Origin of the sequence: Nocardiopsis akebiae (assembly GCF_018316795.1) — a bacterium.
Lineage (GTDB): Bacteria > Actinomycetota > Actinomycetes > Streptosporangiales > Streptosporangiaceae > Nocardiopsis > Nocardiopsis dassonvillei.
The window spans coordinates 3246769-3264884 of sequence record NZ_CP074132.1 but is presented as its reverse complement, the minus strand read 5'-3'; the positions used below and the strand labels follow the sequence as shown (position 1 = coordinate 3264884).

The window sequence follows — 18116 nt, the reverse complement described above, 5'->3', positions numbered from 1 at the left end:
ACACGCGGATCCCCCGCGCCCCCGCCCCTCCGGGCGGGGGCGCGGCTGTGTGTGCACCCGAATCTTGTCCGTCCCGGCCCGGGCCCCTCCCGGACGCCGACCGCGCGGCGCTGACGCGAGGATGTACCGGCCGGCACCGGCCTCCACCGGTGTCCCCCTCGGAACCCCCCGTACACCGGGTGAACACCGGGCGTCCAAGGCGTGCTGCCGATCGTGCCCACGACCTCGGGAAAAGCACCCGCCCGGGCCGCCTGCGGACCCGGGCCTATTGGATGACCGGACTCCAGCTATTGCCACCTGCACCGACAACTTCTGCTTGACGATCGACATAAGCCCGGCGTACGGTTCGAGGCAGCAGGTGAGGCAGGTCACAAGGGTTGGGCGATGTGGCGTCTTCGGACCGTCGGCATGGCCTCTCCCGGTTACGAAGAGCTGCCCCGCCCGCACCAAGTGAAGTCCGGCGGCGGCGACCCGCCGGGCCTCCCCCTCCGAGACGTGGACGGAGCGCTGACGGGCCGGGCGGCCCCGATCCCCGACCACCGCGTCGTCCGCCTCCGGCAGCGCCAGCGAGGAAAGGAGCCGGTATGGGCTGAGACCGATGAGGCGGCACCCCCGCTTCCCGCACCTGATAGCAGGAACTCCCCGTCAGCCCACCGGTCGCAGCCGCTCGGCCCCCGCCGGGCCGCACGACCACCGGGCCGCCCCTGCCGTCGGCGCCGGCACGCCGCACGGACTCATCGATTCACTCCCACCCCCCAGGTGAGGTTCCGTATGAAGAAGAGACCTCTGGTGACACTCGGCGCGCTCGCGTCGGGCGTCGCCATGGCGCTCACGCTGACCGCACCGGTCGCGTACGCCGACGAGACCGGCGAGGACGCGTTCAACACGCTGATCTTCTCCAAGACCACCGGCTTCCGGCACGACTCGATCCCCCACGGCGTCGCGCTCATCGAGGCGCTCGGCGAGGAACACGGCTTCCAGACCGCGCACACCGAGGACTCCTCGGTGTTCAACGACGAGGAGCTGGCCGCCTACGACGCGGTGATCTGGCTCTCCACCACCGGCGACGTGCTCAACGAGGAGGAGCAGGGCGCCTTCGAGCGCTACGTCCAGGGCGGCGGCGGCTTCGTCGGCGTCCACTCCGCCTCCGACACCCACTACGACTGGGAGTGGTACGGCGACCTCGTCGGCGGCTACTTCGCCAGCCACCCGCCTGGCACGCAGGACGCCCAGGTGGTGGTCAACGACAGGGTCCACCCCTCCACCGAGCACCTCCCGGCCAGCTGGGAGCGCCACGACGAGTGGTACGACTTCGACCTGTCCCCGCGCGGAGACGTGCACGTCCTGGCCGGACTCGACGAGGACTCCTACGCCGACCAGGTCGAACCCGGGGGCCAGATGGGGTGGGACCACCCGATCGCCTGGTGTCAGGCCTACGACGGCGGCCGGTCCTGGTACACCGGCGGCGGCCACACCGTCGAGTCCTACTCCGAACCGGAGTTCACCCAGCACCTGCTCGGCGGGCTGCGGTGGGCGGCCGGGACCGCCGAGGGCGACTGCGGCGCCACGCAGTGGGACAACTTCGAGAAGGTCACCCTCGCGCAGGGCGAGGACTCCGTGGGCGAGCCCATGGGCCTGGCGGTCCTGCCCGACGGCCGCGTGATGCACATCACCCGCGGCGGCGACGTGCGGCTGTGGTCCCCCGAGACCCACACCACCGAGCTGATCGCCCGGGTCCCGGTGTACAACCACGACGAGGACGGGCTGCAGGGCGTCGCCCTGGACCCGGACTTCGAGGAGAACGGGTGGGTGTACCTGTACTACGCGCCCGTGATCGAGGGCGTCCCCGCCGGTGAGGCTCCCGCGGACGGCGCACCGGAGGACTTCGAGCCCTACGAGGGCCACAACAACCTCTCCCGCTTCCAGTTCACCGACGGGGAGACCCCCGCCCTGGACCTGGACAGCGAGCAGGTCCTGCTGGAGGTCGGGACCGACCGGGGCATGTGCTGCCACGTCGGCGGCCACATCGACTTCGACTCCGAGGGCAACCTGTACCTGGCCACTGGCGACGACACCAGCGCGTTCGGGTCGGACGGCTTCACGCCCATCGACGAGCGCGAGTCGCGCAACCCCGCCTTCGACGCCCAGCGCAGCTCGGCCAACACCAACGACCTGCGCGGCAAGCTGCTGCGGATCACGCCCACCGACGACGGCGGCTACGAGATCCCCGAGGGCAACCTCTTCCCGCCGGAGGAGTACAGCGGCGAGCAGACCCGGCCCGAGATCTACGCCATGGGCCTGCGCAACCCGTTCCGGTTCACGGTGGACGAGGAGGACGGGACCGTCTACCTGGGCGACTACGGGCCCGACTCCAACGAACCCGACCCCGAACGGGGACCGCAGAACACGGTCTCCTGGCACGCCATCACCGAGCCCGCCAACATCGGCTGGCCCTACTGCATCGGCGACAACAGCGCGTTCGTCGACTACGACTTCACGACGGGAACCTCCGGCGAGGAGTTCGACTGCTCCGCGCCGGTGAACGACTCCCCGCGCAACACCGGCCTGGCGGAACTGCCCCCCGTCACCCCCGCCTCGATCTGGTACAGCTACGAGGAGTCGGAGGAGTTCCCGCAGCTGGGCACGGGCGGCGGCGCCCCGATGGGCGGCCCGGCCTACCGGTTCGACCCCGAACTGGAGTCGGACACCAAGTGGCCCGAGTACTACGACGGCATCCCGCTGTTCTACGAGTGGGACCGCGACTGGATCAAGCAGGTGCACCTGGGCGACGACGGCCGGGTCCTGGACATCACCGAGACCGTGCCGAACATCGCCCTGGCCAACCCCATGGACATGGAGTTCGGCCCGGACGGCTCCCTGTACGTGCTGGAGTACGGGTCCGGCTACTTCGGCGGGGCCGACGACTCGGCGCTGTCGCGCATCGACTACACCGGCGGCGGGAGCACCCCGGTCGCCGACATCAGCGCCTCCACGACCTCGGGGCCGGCCCCGCTGGAGGTGGAGTTCTCCGCGGAGGGCTCCAGCCATCCCGGCGGCCTGCCCATGGAGTACGCGTGGTCCTTCGGCGACGGCCAGACCTCGACCGAGGTCTCGCCCGCCCACACCTTCGAGGAGGCGGGCCAGTACACCGTCGTGCTGACCGTCACCGACTCCGAGGGCCGCACGGGCACCGCCACCACGACGGTCACCGCGGGCAACACCGCGCCCGAGGTCTCCTTCCAGACCCCGCGGGACGGCCAGTTCTTCCACTGGGGCGACCAGATCCCCTTCAGCGTGGACGTGGCCGACGCCGAGGACGGCTCCGTGGGCGAGGGCATCGAGTGCGGCGACGTCGCGGTCACGGCCTCGCTCGGCCACGACCGGCACGCCCACCCGTGGACCCAGTACGACAGCTGCGAGGACGTCAGCGTCACCGAGGTCGACGGCGGCCACGGGCACGACATGAACATCTTCTGGGTGCTGGAGGCCGAGTACACCGACTCCGGCGGGGACGGGGCGCCCGGCCTCACCGGAAGCGACGGCGTCACCCTCAAGCCCGCCCGCACGCAGGCCCAGCACTTCACCGCCAGCGAGGGGGTCCGGACCGAACCCACCACGGACGCCGAGGGCGGCCTGGTCAACGTCAGCCACATCGGCCACGGCGACTGGACGGCCTACGACACGACCAACCTGTTCGGCGTCGAGCAGATGGAGTTCCGGGTCGCCTCCGCGGGGACGGGCGGAACCATCGAGGCGCGCGTCAACGCCCCCGACGGCGAACTGATCGGCAGCGTCGACGTACCCTCCACCGGCGGTTGGCAGGAGTGGACCGACGTGACCATGGACGTCACCGACCCCGGGGAGACCTTCACGCTGTACCTGGTCTACGACGGTGAGGGCCCCGCCGTCGAGGACGGCCTGTTCAACGTCAACTACTTCGAGGCGGTCCTGGACGGCCACGGCGAGCACGGTCCCCAGACCGAGCTGACCAGCCCGCAGGACGGCGCGGTCTTCGAGGAGGGCGAGGACGTCCCCCTCTCCGCCGAGGTCACCGACCACTCCGAGGCCGGTGTGGAGAAGGTGGACTTCCTCGTGGGCGGGGAGGTCGTCGCCACGGTGACCGAGGGCCCCTACACGGCCGCCTGGCAGGGGGCCGCCGCGGGCGAGTACGAGGTCAGCGCCGTGGCCACGGACGGCGACGGCAGCACCGGAGCCTCCGAAACCGCCACCATCACGGTCGAGGCGGGCGGCACCGAGCCGCCCGAGTGCGCCCCGGCCGGGGCCGAGGACGGCTACACCCCCCTGTGGGACGGCCGAACGCTCGACGGATGGGCCATGGCGGGCCCGGGCGGGTTCGGCGTCGTCGACGACGGCGAGGGCTGCGCCTTGGAGACCCAGGGCGGCATGGGGCTGCTCTGGCACGAGACGGAGCTGGAGTCCTACCGGCTGAAGCTGGACTTCCTCGCCTCCGAGGAGACGGACAACTCCGGTGTCTTCGTCGGCTTCCCCGATCCCGGGAACGACCCCTGGGTGGCCGTCGACGAGGGCTACGAGATCCAGATCGACGGCTACGGGGCGCCCGACGGCGACCCGATCCACCAGACCGGCGCCGTCTACGACTTCCAGGCGGCCGACTCCCACCCCGCGCGGGTCGGCGAGTGGAACGAGATGGAGATCGATGTGGCCGACCCGATGATCCGCGTGTGGATCAACGGGGAGCTGGTGAACGAGTTCGAGAGCACCGACCCGGCGCGTGACCTGTCCTCGGGCCACATCGGGTTGCAGAACCACGGCGACGCCGACCGGGTGCTCTTCCGCGACGTCCGGGTCCAGGAGCTGGACGCGGTCGAACCGGTCACGTTCGCCGAGGTCCAGGAGCGCGTCGACGCCCTGGAGGCCGACGGCGCGCTGACCGTGTCCGAGGCGCGCCGGCTGACCCCGCAGCTGGAGCTGGCCGAACACCACCTGAACGTCGGGCGGAACGGGCAGGCCACGCTCGCCCTGGACCGGTTCGTCGGGGTGGCCGAGGCGGTGGCCGACGAGGCCGCCAGGGAGGAGCTGCTGGAGCTGGCCGACAGGCTGCGTCCGCTCATCGACGACGAGTGACGGGACGCCTCCGGCGCGCGCCCGCCCCCCGGTGGGGACGGCGTCCGCCGGGGGTCCCGTGACCACGGCGGGGCCGGTCGCGGCCGGCCCCGCCGCCCCCCGCGGTGGCGCCCCGCCGGAGAGGAGCGCGACGTCGCGGCGTCCGGCCCCCAGGTACGACGAGAAGAAGGTGTCACGGTGTCCGCCAAGAAGGCCCCCTCCTCCCCCGACCCGTCCCGCGGGACGCAGGCTCCCCCGCCCAGGCTCACCTGGTGGCTGACCGCCGGATCCCTCCTGGTGGTCGCCGCCCTCGTCGGCGTCCTCGTCCTCACCTTCACAGGTGACGACCACACCGCCCCCGACCCGGCGCGCGTCGCCGAACTCCAGGCCTCCGCGCAGCAGCGCGACCGCGCGCAGGTCGACCAGCTCGTCGAGCGCACCACCGCCGCGCACGAGCAGTTGGTGCCCGTGGTGGAGGGCCTGGACGCGGCCGTGCCGCCCGACGGCTCCACCCCCGCCGGGGAGACCCCCGACGCGGGGGAGGTCGACTCCTGGCTGGAGACCGTCCAGGAGGCGGCGGCCCACTTCGAGGACGCCCCCTCCGGCAGCAGCGGCCACAACGTCGCGCACGCGGGGCTGTCCAACGCCGTGGACCTGCTGGGGTCGGCGGTCGTCGCCTACTCCAACGCCGAGCGCGCCCAGGACGGACAGCGGGCGGAGCTGCTCGAACTCGCCGGAGACCTGCGTACCCAGGCGGTGCGCGGCTGGTCGGTGGCGGCCACCCAACTGGACATGGTCAGCGTCGAGTCCGGCCACGGCCACGTCCACCTGTACCTGCCCTCGGCGCCCGGCAGCGGCGCCCTGGGACCCGACGGGGCCGCGCCCGGCGAGGGCGGCGCACCCGCGGAGGGCGGCGCCGACAGCGGCGACCAGTGACCAGTGACCAGTGACCACACGGTTCCGGAACACCCGGAGGCACGCAGAGGGGAGCATGCGTTGACGCGAGTCGGAGTATGGCTGATCGGGGCGCGGGGGTCGGTGGCGACCACCGCCGTCCTGGGGGCCCTGGCGGTGCGGTCCGGGGCGTCGGGGCGTACGGGTTGCGTGACCGAGCGCCCCGAGTTCACCCGGGCGGGCCTGCCCGGGATCGGCGACCTGGTCTTCGGCGGCCACGACGTCTCCGAGATCCGCCTGTGCAAGAACGCCGAGCGGCTGGCCCGGGCGGGGGTGCTGCCCGCGCACCTGCCGCCGGCCTTCGCCGACGAACTGGACCGGACCGAGCACCGTCTGCGCCGGGGCCTGCACACCGCCACCGCCGGGGTGGGGCGCCGCGACGTGGACCGCCTGGAGGCGGACCTGCGCGAGTTCGCCGAACGGGAGGCGCTCGAACGCGTCGTGGTGGTGGACCTGTCCAGCACCGAGCCCCGGCCCGAACCGCGCGCCGAGCACACCGACGCCGACGCCCTGGAGGCGGCCCTGGACGCCGGGACCGCGCGGATCCCGGCCAGCTCCGCGTACGCCTACGCGGCCCTGCGGGCGGGATGCGCGTTCGTGGAGTTCACGCCGAACACCGGGCCCCGGCTGCCCGCCCTGGCGCGGCTGGCCGAGCGCTCGGGCGTGCCGTGGGCCGGGTGCGACGGCAAGACCGGGGAGACCCTGGTCAAGAGCGCGCTCGCGCCGATGTTCGCCGCCCGGGCGCTGCACGTGCGCTCGTGGTCCTCGCTCAACCTGCTCGGCGGCGGCGACGGCGCCACCCTGGCCGACCCGGCCAACGCGGAGAGCAAGCTCGCGTCCAAGTCGCGGGGTCTGGAGCACATGCTGGGCCACGGTCCGGACGGGCCCCTGCACATCGACTACGTCCCCGACCTGGGCGACGCCAAGGTCGCCTGGGACCACGTCTCGTTCGAGGGGTTCCTGGGGGCGCGGATGACCCTGCAGTTCACCTGGTCGGGCTACGACTCCGCGCTGGCCGCGCCCCTGGTGCTGGACCTGGCGCGGCTGACCGCCCACGCCCACCGGCGGGGCAGGGTGGGGCCCCTGCCGGAGCTGGCGTTCTTCTTCAAGGACCCCGTGGGCACCCGCGAACACGGCCTGGCCGAACAGTGGCGGGCCCTGACGTCCTGGTGCGCGGCACCGGAGGAGGAGGCCGAGTGAGAGCGCGCGACCTGACGAGGCTGGTGCGCCTGCCCGCCGCGCTGAGCGTTCCCGGCGACGCCCTGGCCGGTGCCGCGGCGGCGGGGGGCCTGCGCGGCCCCGGGGCCTGGGCGCTGCCCGCCGCCTCGGTCTGCCTGTACTGGGCGGGCATGGCCCTCAACGACTACGCCGACCGGGAGGTGGACGCGGTCGAGCGGCCCGAACGCCCCATCCCCTCGGGTGCGGTGCGCCCCGGCGAGGCCCTGGCGGTCGCCGCGGGGCTGACCGCGACGGGCGTGGGCCTGGCCGCGGCGGCGGGCGGACGCCGGGCGGCGGGGGTGGGCACGGCCCTGGCCGCCACCGTGTGGGGCTACGACCTCCTCCTCAAGAGGACGCCCCTGGCCCCGCTGGGCATGGCGGCGGCCCGGGGGCTGGACGTGCTGCTGGGCGCGGGCGCGCGCCCCGCCGACGCGGCCAGGCCCGCCCTTGCGCTGGCCGTCCACACGCTCGGGGTGACCGCCCTGAGCCGGGGCGAGGTGCACGGGACGCGGCCCCGCGTGGCGGCGGGGGCGCTGCTGTGCACCCTGGCCAGTGCCGCGCTCGCCGCCGCGCCCGCCCGGCCCCTGCCCGGGCGGGCGGCGGGCGACGCCTCGGCCAAGGCCCTGTCGGGGGCGCTCGCGGGGGTCTTCGCGCTGGGGGTGGGGTCCGCGCAGGCCAGGGCGCTGGTCGAACCCGCGGCGCACCACGCGCGCGCGGCGACGGGCGCGGGCATCCGGGGGATGATCCCACTCCAGGCGGCCCTGCTGGCCGGGTACGGCGCGCCGGACGCGGCGTGCGCGCTCGCCGTCGGCGCGCCCGTGGCGGCGCGGGCGTCCAAGGCGGTGTCGTTCACTTGAGGTTCGGATACGGCACCAACGGCTTCTGGGACCACCGGCTGGACGACGCGCTCGCCGTCATCGCCGACCTCGGCTACGAGGGGGTGGGGCTGACGCTGGACCACCCGCACCTGGATCCCTTCGCGCCGGACGCCTTCGCGCGCACCGCCCGCATCGGTCGGCGGCTGTCCGAACTGGGTCTGGCGGTGGTCGTGGAGACCGGCGCCCGCTACCTGATGGACCCGCGCCGCAAGCACGAGCCCACCCTGGTATCCGACGAGGGCGCCGAACTGCGGGTGGACCTGCTGCGCCGCGCGGTGCGCGTCGCCGACGACCTGGGGGCCGAGGCCGTCTCCTTCTGGTCGGGCATCCTCCCGGCGGGGGTGAGCCGGGAGCAGGGCTGGTCGCGGCTGACCTCGGGCGTGGAACGGGTCCTGGCCACCGCCGACGACCTGGGCGTGGACTGCGCGTTCGAGCCCGAGCCCGGCATGTTCGCCGAACGGGTGGCCGACGCGCTGGAGCTGCGCGAGCGGCTCGGCGGTCCGCCGCGCCTGCGGGTGACGGTCGACGTCGGGCACGGCGTGTGCAACGAGCCGGACGGCCCCGGAGGCGCGGTCCGGCGGGCCGGGTCCCTGATCGCCAACGTCCAACTGGACGACATGCGGCCGGGCGTGCACGAGCACCTGGAGTTCGGTGAGGGCGAGATCGACCTGCCCGGGGTCCTGGGCGCCCTGGAGGAGGTCGGATACCGGGGGCTGGCGTCGGTGGAGCTGCCCCGCCACGGGCACGCCGCCCCCCTGGTGGCCGAGCGGTCGATCCGCGCGCTCAGGCGGGCGCTGGCCGACTCGCGTGCGCGGAGGGCGGAGGTGTGAGCGGGGAGTACGCCTTCCTGGACACGGACGCGGCGCGCGGGGCGCTGGCCGCCCAGGTCGCGCAGGTGCGCGAGCGGCCCGCGCGGATAGCCGTGCTCTTCCCCGCGGCGGCCAGGAGCGTGGCGCGCGGGGCCGGTCCGTCGGGCGACCCCGACGGGGTGGCCGGGCCGACCCTGGAGGACATGGCGCGCGTGGAGCTGCTGTCCGCGCTGGCCGGGGCCCTGGCCCCGCCGGAGCTGGCCCGCGAGGTCCGCGACCTGTACCACCACGGTGACGCGGGAGAGCGGCGCGCCGTCCTGCGCGGCCTGGACGCGCTCGACGCTCTCGGCGGCGGCCGGGAGGCGGTGGCCGGCGCGGCGCGCGAGCTGCTGGCCGACGCGATGCGCGCCAACGACACCCGGCTGGTCGCGGCGGCGGCCGCCAGCGCGGCGACGGCCCTGCTCGACGCCGACTCCTGGCGCCAGGGAATCCTCAAGTGCCTGTTCACCGGGGTGCCGCTGGGGTCGGCGGCCGGGCTGCCCGACCGCGCCGATGAGGAGCTGGCGCGCATGTGCGCCGACCACGCCGAGGAACGGGTCCTGGCGGGGCGGCCGGTCCCCGGCGACGTCCACCTCGTGCTGCGGCACTTCCCCGGGCAGGCCGCCCGCCTGGACACCCACCGAACGGAGGCGTGATGCGTATCTTCGACCCGCACATCCACATGACCTCGCGCACCACCGACGACTACGAGGCGATGTACGCCGCCGGGGTGCGTGCGGTGGTCGAGCCGTCGTTCTGGCTGGGCCAGCCCCGGACCGGCGTGGACTCGTTCCGCGACTACTTCGACGGCCTCGTGGGCTGGGAGCGGTTCCGGGCCGAGCGGTTCGGGATCCGCCACCACTGCACGATCGCGCTCAACCCCAAGGAGGCCAACGACCCCCGTCTGTCGGGGGTGCTGGACCTGATCCCCCGCTACCTGGCCAAGGACGGCGTCGTGGCGGTCGGCGAGGTGGGCTTCGACTCCGGCACCGCCGAGGAGGAGAGGGCCTTCCGCCGCCAGCTGGAGCTGGCAGGGGAGTTCGGGCTGCCCGTCCTGGTGCACACCCCGCACCGCGACAAGGCGGCCGGGACCCGCCGCACCCTCCGGCTGGTCGCCGAGTCGGGGATCGCGCCCGAGCGGGTGCTCGTGGACCACCTCAACGAGGCCACCGTGGCCATGGTGCACGAGTCCGGGTGCACGCTGGGCTTCTCCATCTACCCCGACACCAAGATGAGCCCGGAGCGCATGGTGCGCGTCCTGTCGGAGTGGGGACCGGAGCGGATGGTGGTCAACTCGGCGGCCGACTGGGGCCGCAGCGATCCGCTCGCCACCCTGCGCACCGGCGAGGCCATGCTCGCCGCGGGGTTCACCGAACGCGACGTCGAACGCGTGCTGTGGGACAACCCCGTGGAGTTCTACGGCCGCAGCGGACGCCTGCTGCTGGACGACGTGCACGGGGCCGACCGCACCGCGACCTACTCGGGGAACTCGGTGCTGCGCGGCGAGCGCGCGGGCGGAGGCGCCGCGTGAGGCTGCGCCACCCCGACGGAACGGTCGTCCACCTCGCCTACTGCACCAACGTGCACCCCGCCGAGGACCTGGACGGCGTCCTGCGCCAGATCCGCGTCCACGGCGGCGGCGTGCGCCAGGCCCTGGGCGCGGACCGGCTCGGCCTGGGCCTGTGGCTGCCCGCCCCGCTGGCCCGGGAGCTGGCGGCGGACCCGCGCCTGACCGACCGGCTGCGCGCGGAGCTGGAGGCCGCCGGGCTGGAGACGGTGACCCTCAACGCCTTCCCCTACACCGGGTTCCACGCGCCCGTGGTCAAGCGGGCCGTGTACCGCCCCGACTGGACCGACCGGGCCCGGCTGGACTACACGGTGGACTGCGCCCGGGTGCTGGCGCGGCTGCTGCCCGACGACGCCGCGCGGGGCAGCGTCTCCACCCTCCCCCTGGCCTGGCGCGAACCGTGGGACCCCGGCCGCCTGTCCGCCGCCCGCGCGCACCTGGCCGAACTCTCCGACGCCCTGGAGGACCTGGCACGGCGGGGGCGCCCGGTGCGGGTGGGGCTGGAGCCCGAACCCGGGTGCGTCGTCGAGACCACCCGGGACGCGGCCCGCCTGCTCGGGGACCCGCCGCCGCACCTGGGCGTGTGCCTGGACACCTGCCACCTGGCGACGGCCTTCGAGGAGCCGGGGGCGGCCCTGGACCGGCTCTCCGGCGCGGGCCTGCCCGTGGTCAAGACGCAGGCGTCGGCGGCCGTGGAGGTCCCCGACCCCGCCGACCCGGCCGCACGCGGGGCCCTCGCCGCCTTCACCGAGGACCGCTTCCTGCACCAGACGCGCGCGCACGGCCGGGACGGGGCGCGGCAGGGCCGCGACGACCTGGACGAGGCCCTGGGCGGCGCCGACCCCCTGCCCGACGGCGCGCCCTGGCGCACCCACTTCCACGTGCCCCTGCACGCGCCCGCCACCGCTCCGCTGCGCGGGACCAACGAGCACCTCGCCCGCACCCTCGAATTCCTCCTGGGGCCCGGCGGCGCGCGCACCGACCACGTGGAGGTGGAGACCTACACCTGGTCGGTGCTGCCGGAGGAGCGGCGCCCCGCCGACGGGAAGGGGCTCACCGAGGGCATCGCCGCCGAGGTGGCCTGGGCCCGCGACCGGCTGACCGACTTGGGCCTGACCCTGCTCTGACACCCCGCGAACCGAAGGGACACCCCCATGCCGACGGAGGAACCGCGCCTGCTCGTGGTCGACGCGGTCGGGCTCACGCCCCGGCTGCTGCGGCACGCGCCCCGGCTGCGCGCCGTGGCCGAGAAGGGCTGGCAGGCCCCGCTGGAGACCGTCCTGCCCGCCGTGACCTGCACCGTCCAGTCCACGTTCCTGACCGGCCGGACCCCCGCCGGGCACGGCGCCGTCGGCAACGGCTGGTACTTCCGTGACCTGGGCGAGGTGTACCTGTGGCGCCAGCACAACCGCCTGGTCCAGGGCGAGAAGGTGTGGGAGACCGCCCGGCGCCACCGGCCGGGCTTTCGCACCGCGAACGTGTGCTGGTGGTACGCCATGGGCGCCACCACCGACTGGACCGTCACGCCCAGGCCGGTCTACCACGCCGACGGGCGCAAGTCCCCCGACTGCTACACCCGGCCGCCCGCCCTCCACGACGAGCTGACCGCGGAACTGGGGCCGTTCCCGCTCTTCCAGTACTGGGGGCCGACCGCGTCGATCCGCTCCACCGAGTGGATCGTGGCCGCGACCCGCAGGCTGATGCCGCGGGCCGACCTGACCCTGTGCTACGTCCCCCACCTGGACTACGACCTGCAAAGGTACGGGCCCGACTCCGAGCAGGCACGCCGGGCGGTGGCCGACATGGACGCGGCCCTGGCGCCCCTGCTGGAGGACGCCGAGCGCTCGGGCACGGCCGTGATGGTCCTGAGCGAGTACGGCATCACGCCCGCCGACAGGCCCGTGCACGTCAACCGGGTGCTGCGCGAGGCCGGACTGCTGGAGGTGTACGCCCAGCACGGGATGGAGTACCTGGACCCGTGGGAGTCGCGCGCCTTCGCGGTGGCCGACCACCAGTGCGCCCACGTCTACGTCCGCGACCCCGGCGACGTGACCGCGGTCGCCCGCCTCCTGGCCGGTGTGGAGGGGGTGGACCTGGTCCTGGACCGCGACGGGCAGGCCGGGCACGGGCTGGACCACGAGCGCTCCGGCGAGCTGGTCCTCGTGGCCGACCCGGGCGCCTGGTTCACCTACTACTACTGGCTGCGCGACGCGGCGGCGCCGGACTTCGCGCGGGGCGTGGACATCCACCGCAAGCCCGGCTACGACCCCGCCGAACTCTTCCTGGACCCCGCCGACCGGCTGGTCAGAGCGCGCGCGGCGGCCAACCTCGCCCGCAAGAAGGTCGGCCTGCGCTACGCCATGAACGTGGTACCGCTCGACCCGGGCTGTGTGCGCGGCACCCACGGGCGCGCGCACGCCGACCCCGAAGACGGTCCCCTGGTGCTGTGCTCCGACCCCGGCTCCGCCCGGGAACGCGTCGCGGCCACCGAGGTACGCGACCTCATACTCGGTCTCGCCGGTGTGCCGGCACCGGCGGGGCCGTCCACCTCCTGCGGCTGAGCGGGCCGCGGACGCCGCCGGCGCGGTGGCGGGGGCGTCCCCGCCACCGGCGCGGGCGGCGGCACGGGCGGGCGCCGCGCGGCGCCCGCCCCCGCGGTCACAGATCCCAGTCGGTGCCGTAGCGCCCGGTCAGCTCGCGCACGTCCTCGGGCGAGAGCACGGAGAACTCGCTCCCCCGCAGCGACACGACGATGCGCGAGGCCTCCTCCAGCTCGACGGCGCCGTCCAGTGCGGCCGCCGGACCGGCCGCGGCGACGATCGAACCGTGGTTGGCCAGCAGGGCCGCGCGGAAACGCCCGGACAGGCGGGAGAGGTTGTCGGCGAGCCTGTCGCTGCCCGGCGCCGCGTAGGGCACCAGGGGCGCCTGGCCGACCCGCATGACCAGGTAGGGCGTGACGGGCGGCAGCGCGGAGGCCTCCGACCAGGCGGGCAGGCACGAGGCCGCGCAGGCGTGCGGCGAGTGCAGGTGGACGACGGCGCCCGCGTCCGCGACCCGCCGGTACATCGCCTGGTGGAGCGGGAACTCCTTGGAGGGGGGCGGACCGGCGACGTGCTCACCCTCCCCGTCCAGCACGGACAGTCCCTCGGGGTCGAGGTCGCGCAGGGAGACCCCCGTGGGGCTCATCAGGGTCAGTCCCCCGGCCCGCGCGGACACGTTGCCCGAGGCGCCCGGACTGAGCCCCAGTTCGACGGCGCGGCGTCCGACCGCGCACAGCTCCCGGGCCGCCTCGCGCGCTTCGCGGTTCACTTGTCCCCCTCCCAGGCGCGGACGAACAGGTCCTCGCGGCCGAAGTTGCCGGACTTGAGCATGAGCTGGACGTCCTCGCCGTCGCTGTTTCCGAGCGTCCACGCGACGCCCGGGTCGACCTCGGGCCCCAGCGCGAGCGAGGCCACGCCCAGGCGCCGCACGACGGCTCCGCTCGTCTCGCCGCCCGCGACCAGGAGCGCGCGCACTCCCGCGCCGACCAGGAGTGCGGCGATCTCGGCCAGCGCCTCCTCGATGAGCGGCGCGTCGGCGGTGTCCACGACGTGTTCGGGTGCGGCGGTCGCGTACACCGCGAACGGGGACTCACCGCCCTCCAGGGCGCGCTCCACGGCCAGCGAAACCGTCGCCCCGAAGTCCCGGCGCAGGTCGGACGGGAGCAGGTGGTGTCCCCCTCCGTGGGCGAGGGCGTAGCGCACCTGGCCCTGGGTCGCCCGCGAGGCGCTGCCCGAGAGCACGACGCGCGGCCCCGGGGGCGGGGTGAGCGGCAGGTGGCCTGTCCCGTGGGGGCCGGTGAGCCCCTGGGCCAGGGCGCTGCCGCCGGTCAGCAGGCGCAGGTCCCGCGTCGCGTCGGCGAGCGTGCGCAGGTCGGCGTCGGTCAGGGCGTCCACGACCACGAACCGGGCCCCCTCCTCGCTGGCGGACGCGATGGCGCCGCGCACCGCGTCGGCCCCTCGGGCGACCACCGGCCAGGGCACCAGCGCGACGTCGTCCGCGCCGCCGCTGACCTGGGGGGCGAGCAGGCGCGGGAGGCTGGAGTCGGTCATGGGCGTGAGCGGGTGGTGGCGCATCGGGGACTCGTCGAGGGGGTCGTCCCCCACGAAGAGGTGGCCGCGGTAGACGGTGCGCCCGTTGGCGGGGAAGGCGGGTGCGACGACCGTGACCTCCTCTCCGAGGGCGTCGAGCACCGCCTCCGCGACCGGGCCGATGTTGCCGTCCGGGGTGGAGTCGAAGGTGGAGCAGTACTTGAGGTAGAACCGCTCGCACCCCGCGCTCCGCAGCCGGGCGAGGGCGTCCAGCGAGGCCGCGACCGCCGCGTCGGCGGGCGTGGTGCGCGACTTCAGGGCCACGACGACGGCGTCGGCCCCCTCCGCCGCGGCGGCGACGGGGTCGGCGCCGCCGGGGTCCCGCGAGTCCAGGACCACCGTGGTCCGGTGGCCGGACGCGGTGAGGGCGATCGCGACGTCGGTCGCTCCGGTGAGGTCGTCGGCGATCACGCCGAGGGTCGCCATGTGAGGTACTCCCTGTGGTCGGGGCGGGTCGGTCGGACGGAGGGGTCCCGGCGCACCGTGCGGCCCGGTGGCCGGGTGCGCCGGAACTCCCCCGCGAAAAACGCGGACGGGGCTGGGCGACTGCTCCTCAGACCGTCCTCAGCCCGCGAGGGCCGGTTCAGGCAGAAACGAAGCGGGGCCCGAAGGAACACTGCTCAGACGAGGCCGGTCGCGATCATGACGTTGAGCACGAGGAACCCGGTGACGCCCGAGAGGAACGAGGCGACGCCGATCGACCGGATCCCCTGGCCCACCGTCATGTTGGACAGCGTGGTGGTGACCCAGAACCCGGACGAGTTGGCGTGCTTCATGACCTGCGCGCCGGTCGCGCAGGCCAGGTACACCACGATCGGCGCCAGGCCGAGGTCGTCCATCAGGGGCTGCATGATGGCCGCCGAGGTCATCACGCCCAGGATGTTGGAGCCGGTGATCGTGCAGACCGCCGCGCCGACGAGGAAGGGGATGACGACCGGTGACATACCGGTGCCCTCGATGCCCGCGGCGACGTTCTCGGCCACGCCGGTCTCCCGGATGATGGTGGCCAGCGCTCCGCCGACGCCGGTCAGGGCCAGGGGCATCGCGGCGATGCGCAGGCCCGCCTCGAACAGGTCGTTGAGGGTGGCCTTGTCCTTCCACCGCCCGCGGAACAGCGGCAGTGCCAGCAGGCAGGCGAGGAAGAGCGCCACCGTCGGCTCGCCGACGAACAGGACGGCCTCGGTGAACCAGGCCCCCTCCGGGAGCACCGGACCGGCCAGGGAGGCGACGATGATGAGGACGATGGGGGCCAGGATCGGCACCAGGGAGCCGAACAGGCCGACGCTGGCGGGGGCCGCGGCTCCGTCGGAGGCGGTCTTGGGGCCGGTGCCGTCGGAGGTCCCCGGGGCGCCGCCGGAGGGGCTGCCCGGGCCGCCCGCGCCCGCCAGGTGTTCGACGAACTCCGGCTTGGGCGGCACGTAGGTCTTGATGAAGGACAGGTAGACCGTCGCGGCGATGACGCCGGGGACGCCCACCATCAGGCCGTAGAGGATGGCCTCGCCCATGCTGACGCCGAGCAGGGAGGCCGACGCGAGCGGGCCGGGGCCGGGCGGGACGACCGAGGTCATGATGTAGGCGCCGAGGTAGAGGATCGGGCCGAGCTTCATCATCGACATGCCCGTGCGGTAGGCCAGGGCGGAGACGATCGGGATGAGCATGACGACCGCGGTGTCGGCGATGAGGGGGATGCCCAGCACGGTCGAGGCCAGGGCGATCGCCCAGGGCACCCTCTTCTCCGCGAACATGTTCAGGGCGGTCTCGGTGATCTTGGTGGCCGCGCCGCTCAGTTCGAGCATCCTGCCGAGCACGCAGCCGAAGATGACCAGAAGGCCGACGCTGGCGAGGGTGCCGCCGAAGCCCTCGGTGACGAGTTCGATGGTCTCGGTGCCGCCCATGCCCAGGACCAGGCCGAGCGCCACGACCACCATGAACAGCGTGGCCACGGGGTGGACCTTGAAGCGCGCGATGAGCAGTACGAGTACCGCGATGGCGGTGAGGAACGCCAACAGGGTGTAGATGTCCGACATGTCAGTGGGTCCGATCGTTCACAGGTGCGTGCGGGCGTGGCGCCAGGCGTCCAGGAGGGGGGCGCTGGCGTCGGCCAGGTCGTCCAGGCGCACCAGTGCGCCCGCCGCGACGTCGCGGCCCAGGGCGGCGTGGGCCGCCAGGTAGAGCGGCGCGACGTCGTCGGGGGCGTCGGCGGCGTCCAGCAGGACGGGGGCCACCCCCTGGACGTCGTGGTGGTGTCCGCCCATGTCCAGCCTGGTCCCGGCGGGGAGGTCGCGCCGGGCGCGCCCGGCCAGGACCGCGTGCGGGGCCGGGTGCCGGTGGGTCACCGCGCGGCGGCGGTCCACGGCGTCCAGCAGGCTCAGCGGGGTCTCCACGCCCATGAGGTGGTAGGGCAGGTACAGGCAGGCGTAGCGCCCCGAGCGCGAGACCACGTGGCCCTTCTGCGCGAGCAGTGCCCAGGAGACGGGGTCGCCGGTGCGGACGACCACGAAGACCCCTCCGGCGAAGGAGGCCTCCTCGGGCAGGCGGAGCACGCTGAAGACGTCCACGGCGCCGGACCGGGAGAGGATTCCGCCGTCCTCTGCGAGGGAGTAGACGTCGGCGAGTTCGGCGACGCGCGCGACGGGGTAGTGCAGCGCCTCGGTGTCGGGCACCAGGCCCGTGTGGTTGGCGACGACCCCCATCTCGCAGTAGTCGGCGGCGGCCGAGCGCGACAGGCCCGCCACCGCGCGGGCGCGGGCGGCGAGCGTGGCGGGCACGTCCTCGCCCAGGGTGAGCAGACCGGCCAGGCCGGGGGCGTCGACCTCCTGGTCGAGCTGGCGCACGCGGCCAGTGTCCGGGTCGAAGACCAGGTCGTACTCGCCCGACTTGCCGATCGCGACGACGTCCAGGCCCAGCAGGCGGGTCCGCTCGTACCACTCGATGAGGTTGGCGGGCTGGTCGCCGATCCCGGGGGTGTAGACCACGCCCCGTTCCCGGGCGAGGTCGGCCAGCGCGATCCCGGAGACGGAGTCGACCTCCTTGGAGACCATGACCACGTGGCGTCCGGCCGCGATGGCGGTCCGCGCGGCCCGGGTGCCCGCCTCGGGGCTGCCGGTGGCCTCGACGAGCACGTCGTAGTCGGCGTGTTCGAGGAGGGCGGCGTCGGCGATCACCGCGATCCGCCCGTCGGCCAGCGCGGTCACATCGTCCGCGCTGGAGCACACCGTCAGCTCGTCGGCGGGGTAGCCGAGCTCGGCGCACAGCGCGATCGTCCCCTCTGTGTCCAGATCGCACAGGACCGAGGGCCGCAGCCGCTCCATCCGCGGGGTCTGGGCGAGCAGGGTGCGCGCGAAACCGCCGCGGGCTCCGGTGAGCGCGTAGCGCACGGGCGGTGGCGGCGCCGTGGTGGCGTCGGTGGCTTGCATGGGTTCTCCTTCTTCCGGCC

General features: G+C 74.4%; 13 protein-coding genes. 9 read left to right on the top strand and 4 right to left on the bottom strand.

What is annotated here, in order from left to right; all coding sequences use genetic code 11:
• Positions 1–771: 771 nt before the first annotated feature.
• From KGD83_RS13980 to KGD83_RS13940, 9 genes are all read left to right on the top strand, one after another.
• Positions 772–5106 carry a ThuA domain-containing protein gene (locus tag KGD83_RS13980; protein WP_212644170.1) on the top strand — a complete coding sequence of 1445 codons (4335 nt, stop codon included), beginning with the start codon at positions 772–774 and terminating at the stop codon, positions 5104–5106.
• A gap of 177 nt (positions 5107–5283) precedes the next feature.
• Positions 5284–6021: a hypothetical protein gene (locus KGD83_RS13975; protein ID WP_212644169.1), complete on the top strand. Its 738-nt coding sequence runs from the start codon at positions 5284–5286 to the stop codon at positions 6019–6021.
• 60 nt (positions 6022–6081) lie between these two features.
• Positions 6082–7239, top strand: coding sequence for an inositol-3-phosphate synthase (locus KGD83_RS13970; protein WP_212644168.1), 1158 nt, complete (start codon positions 6082–6084; stop codon positions 7237–7239).
• Complete coding sequence (locus tag KGD83_RS13965) at positions 7236–8114, top strand: SCO3242 family prenyltransferase (protein WP_212644167.1); 879 nt, start codon at positions 7236–7238, stop codon at positions 8112–8114. Before KGD83_RS13970 ends, KGD83_RS13965 begins: the two co-directional genes overlap by 4 nt.
• A complete protein-coding gene (locus KGD83_RS13960) occupies positions 8111–8965 on the top strand; it encodes a sugar phosphate isomerase/epimerase family protein (RefSeq protein ID WP_212644166.1) in 855 nt (284 codons plus the stop codon). Before KGD83_RS13965 ends, KGD83_RS13960 begins: the two co-directional genes overlap by 4 nt.
• Positions 8962–9639, top strand: a complete 678-nt coding sequence (locus KGD83_RS13955; RefSeq protein WP_212644165.1) for an EboA domain-containing protein — start codon at positions 8962–8964, stop codon at positions 9637–9639. Before KGD83_RS13960 ends, KGD83_RS13955 begins: the two co-directional genes overlap by 4 nt.
• Entirely contained in the window at positions 9639–10514 is an 876-nt protein-coding gene (locus tag KGD83_RS13950; protein WP_212644164.1) for a TatD family hydrolase, read from the top strand. The genes KGD83_RS13955 and KGD83_RS13950 overlap by 1 nt, the downstream gene beginning before the upstream one ends.
• Positions 10511–11677, top strand: a complete 1167-nt coding sequence (gene eboE / locus KGD83_RS13945) for a metabolite traffic protein EboE (RefSeq protein WP_212644163.1) — start codon at positions 10511–10513, stop codon at positions 11675–11677. The genes KGD83_RS13950 and eboE overlap by 4 nt, the downstream gene beginning before the upstream one ends.
• A 27-nt stretch (positions 11678–11704) precedes the next feature.
• Positions 11705–13111: an alkaline phosphatase family protein gene (locus KGD83_RS13940; RefSeq protein ID WP_212644162.1), complete on the top strand. Its 1407-nt coding sequence runs from the start codon at positions 11705–11707 to the stop codon at positions 13109–13111.
• 97 nt (positions 13112–13208) lie between these two features.
• Here the strand turns inward: KGD83_RS13940 and KGD83_RS13935 are convergent, their stop codons facing one another.
• The 4 genes from KGD83_RS13935 to KGD83_RS13920 all read right to left on the bottom strand — a co-directional run bounded on the left by KGD83_RS13935 (position 13209) and on the right by KGD83_RS13920 (position 18096).
• Positions 13209–13859 (bottom strand): class II aldolase/adducin family protein, encoded by a 651-nt coding sequence (locus KGD83_RS13935; protein ID WP_212644161.1) that lies wholly within the window; start codon positions 13857–13859, stop codon positions 13209–13211.
• On the bottom strand, positions 13856–15106 hold the full coding sequence (gene otnK, locus KGD83_RS13930) for a 3-oxo-tetronate kinase (protein ID WP_212644160.1): 1251 nt from the start codon (positions 15104–15106) through the stop codon (positions 13856–13858). The genes KGD83_RS13935 and otnK overlap by 4 nt, the downstream gene beginning before the upstream one ends.
• Before the next feature lie 194 nt (positions 15107–15300).
• Complete coding sequence (locus KGD83_RS13925; RefSeq protein WP_212644159.1) at positions 15301–16707, bottom strand: GntP family permease; 1407 nt, start codon at positions 16705–16707, stop codon at positions 15301–15303.
• An 18-nt stretch (positions 16708–16725) separates the two neighbouring features.
• On the bottom strand, positions 16726–18096 hold the full coding sequence (locus KGD83_RS13920; protein ID WP_212644158.1) for a homoserine dehydrogenase: 1371 nt from the start codon (positions 18094–18096) through the stop codon (positions 16726–16728).
• Positions 18097–18116: the final 20 nt, after the last annotated feature.

Coding starts and splice junctions, on each gene's coding strand:
- KGD83_RS13980 (WP_212644170.1), top strand. CDS start 772: ATGAAGAAGAGACCTCTGGTGACACTCGGCGCGCTCGCGTCGGGCGTC.
- KGD83_RS13950 (WP_212644164.1), top strand. CDS start 9,639: ATGCGTATCTTCGACCCGCACATCCACATGACCTCGCGCACCACCGAC.
- KGD83_RS13940 (WP_212644162.1), top strand. CDS start 11,705: ATGCCGACGGAGGAACCGCGCCTGCTCGTGGTCGACGCGGTCGGGCTC.
- otnK (WP_212644160.1), bottom strand. CDS start 15,106: ATGGCGACCCTCGGCGTGATCGCCGACGACCTCACCGGAGCGACCGAC.
- KGD83_RS13925 (WP_212644159.1), bottom strand. CDS start 16,707: ATGTCGGACATCTACACCCTGTTGGCGTTCCTCACCGCCATCGCGGTA.
- KGD83_RS13920 (WP_212644158.1), bottom strand. CDS start 18,096: ATGCAAGCCACCGACGCCACCACGGCGCCGCCACCGCCCGTGCGCTAC.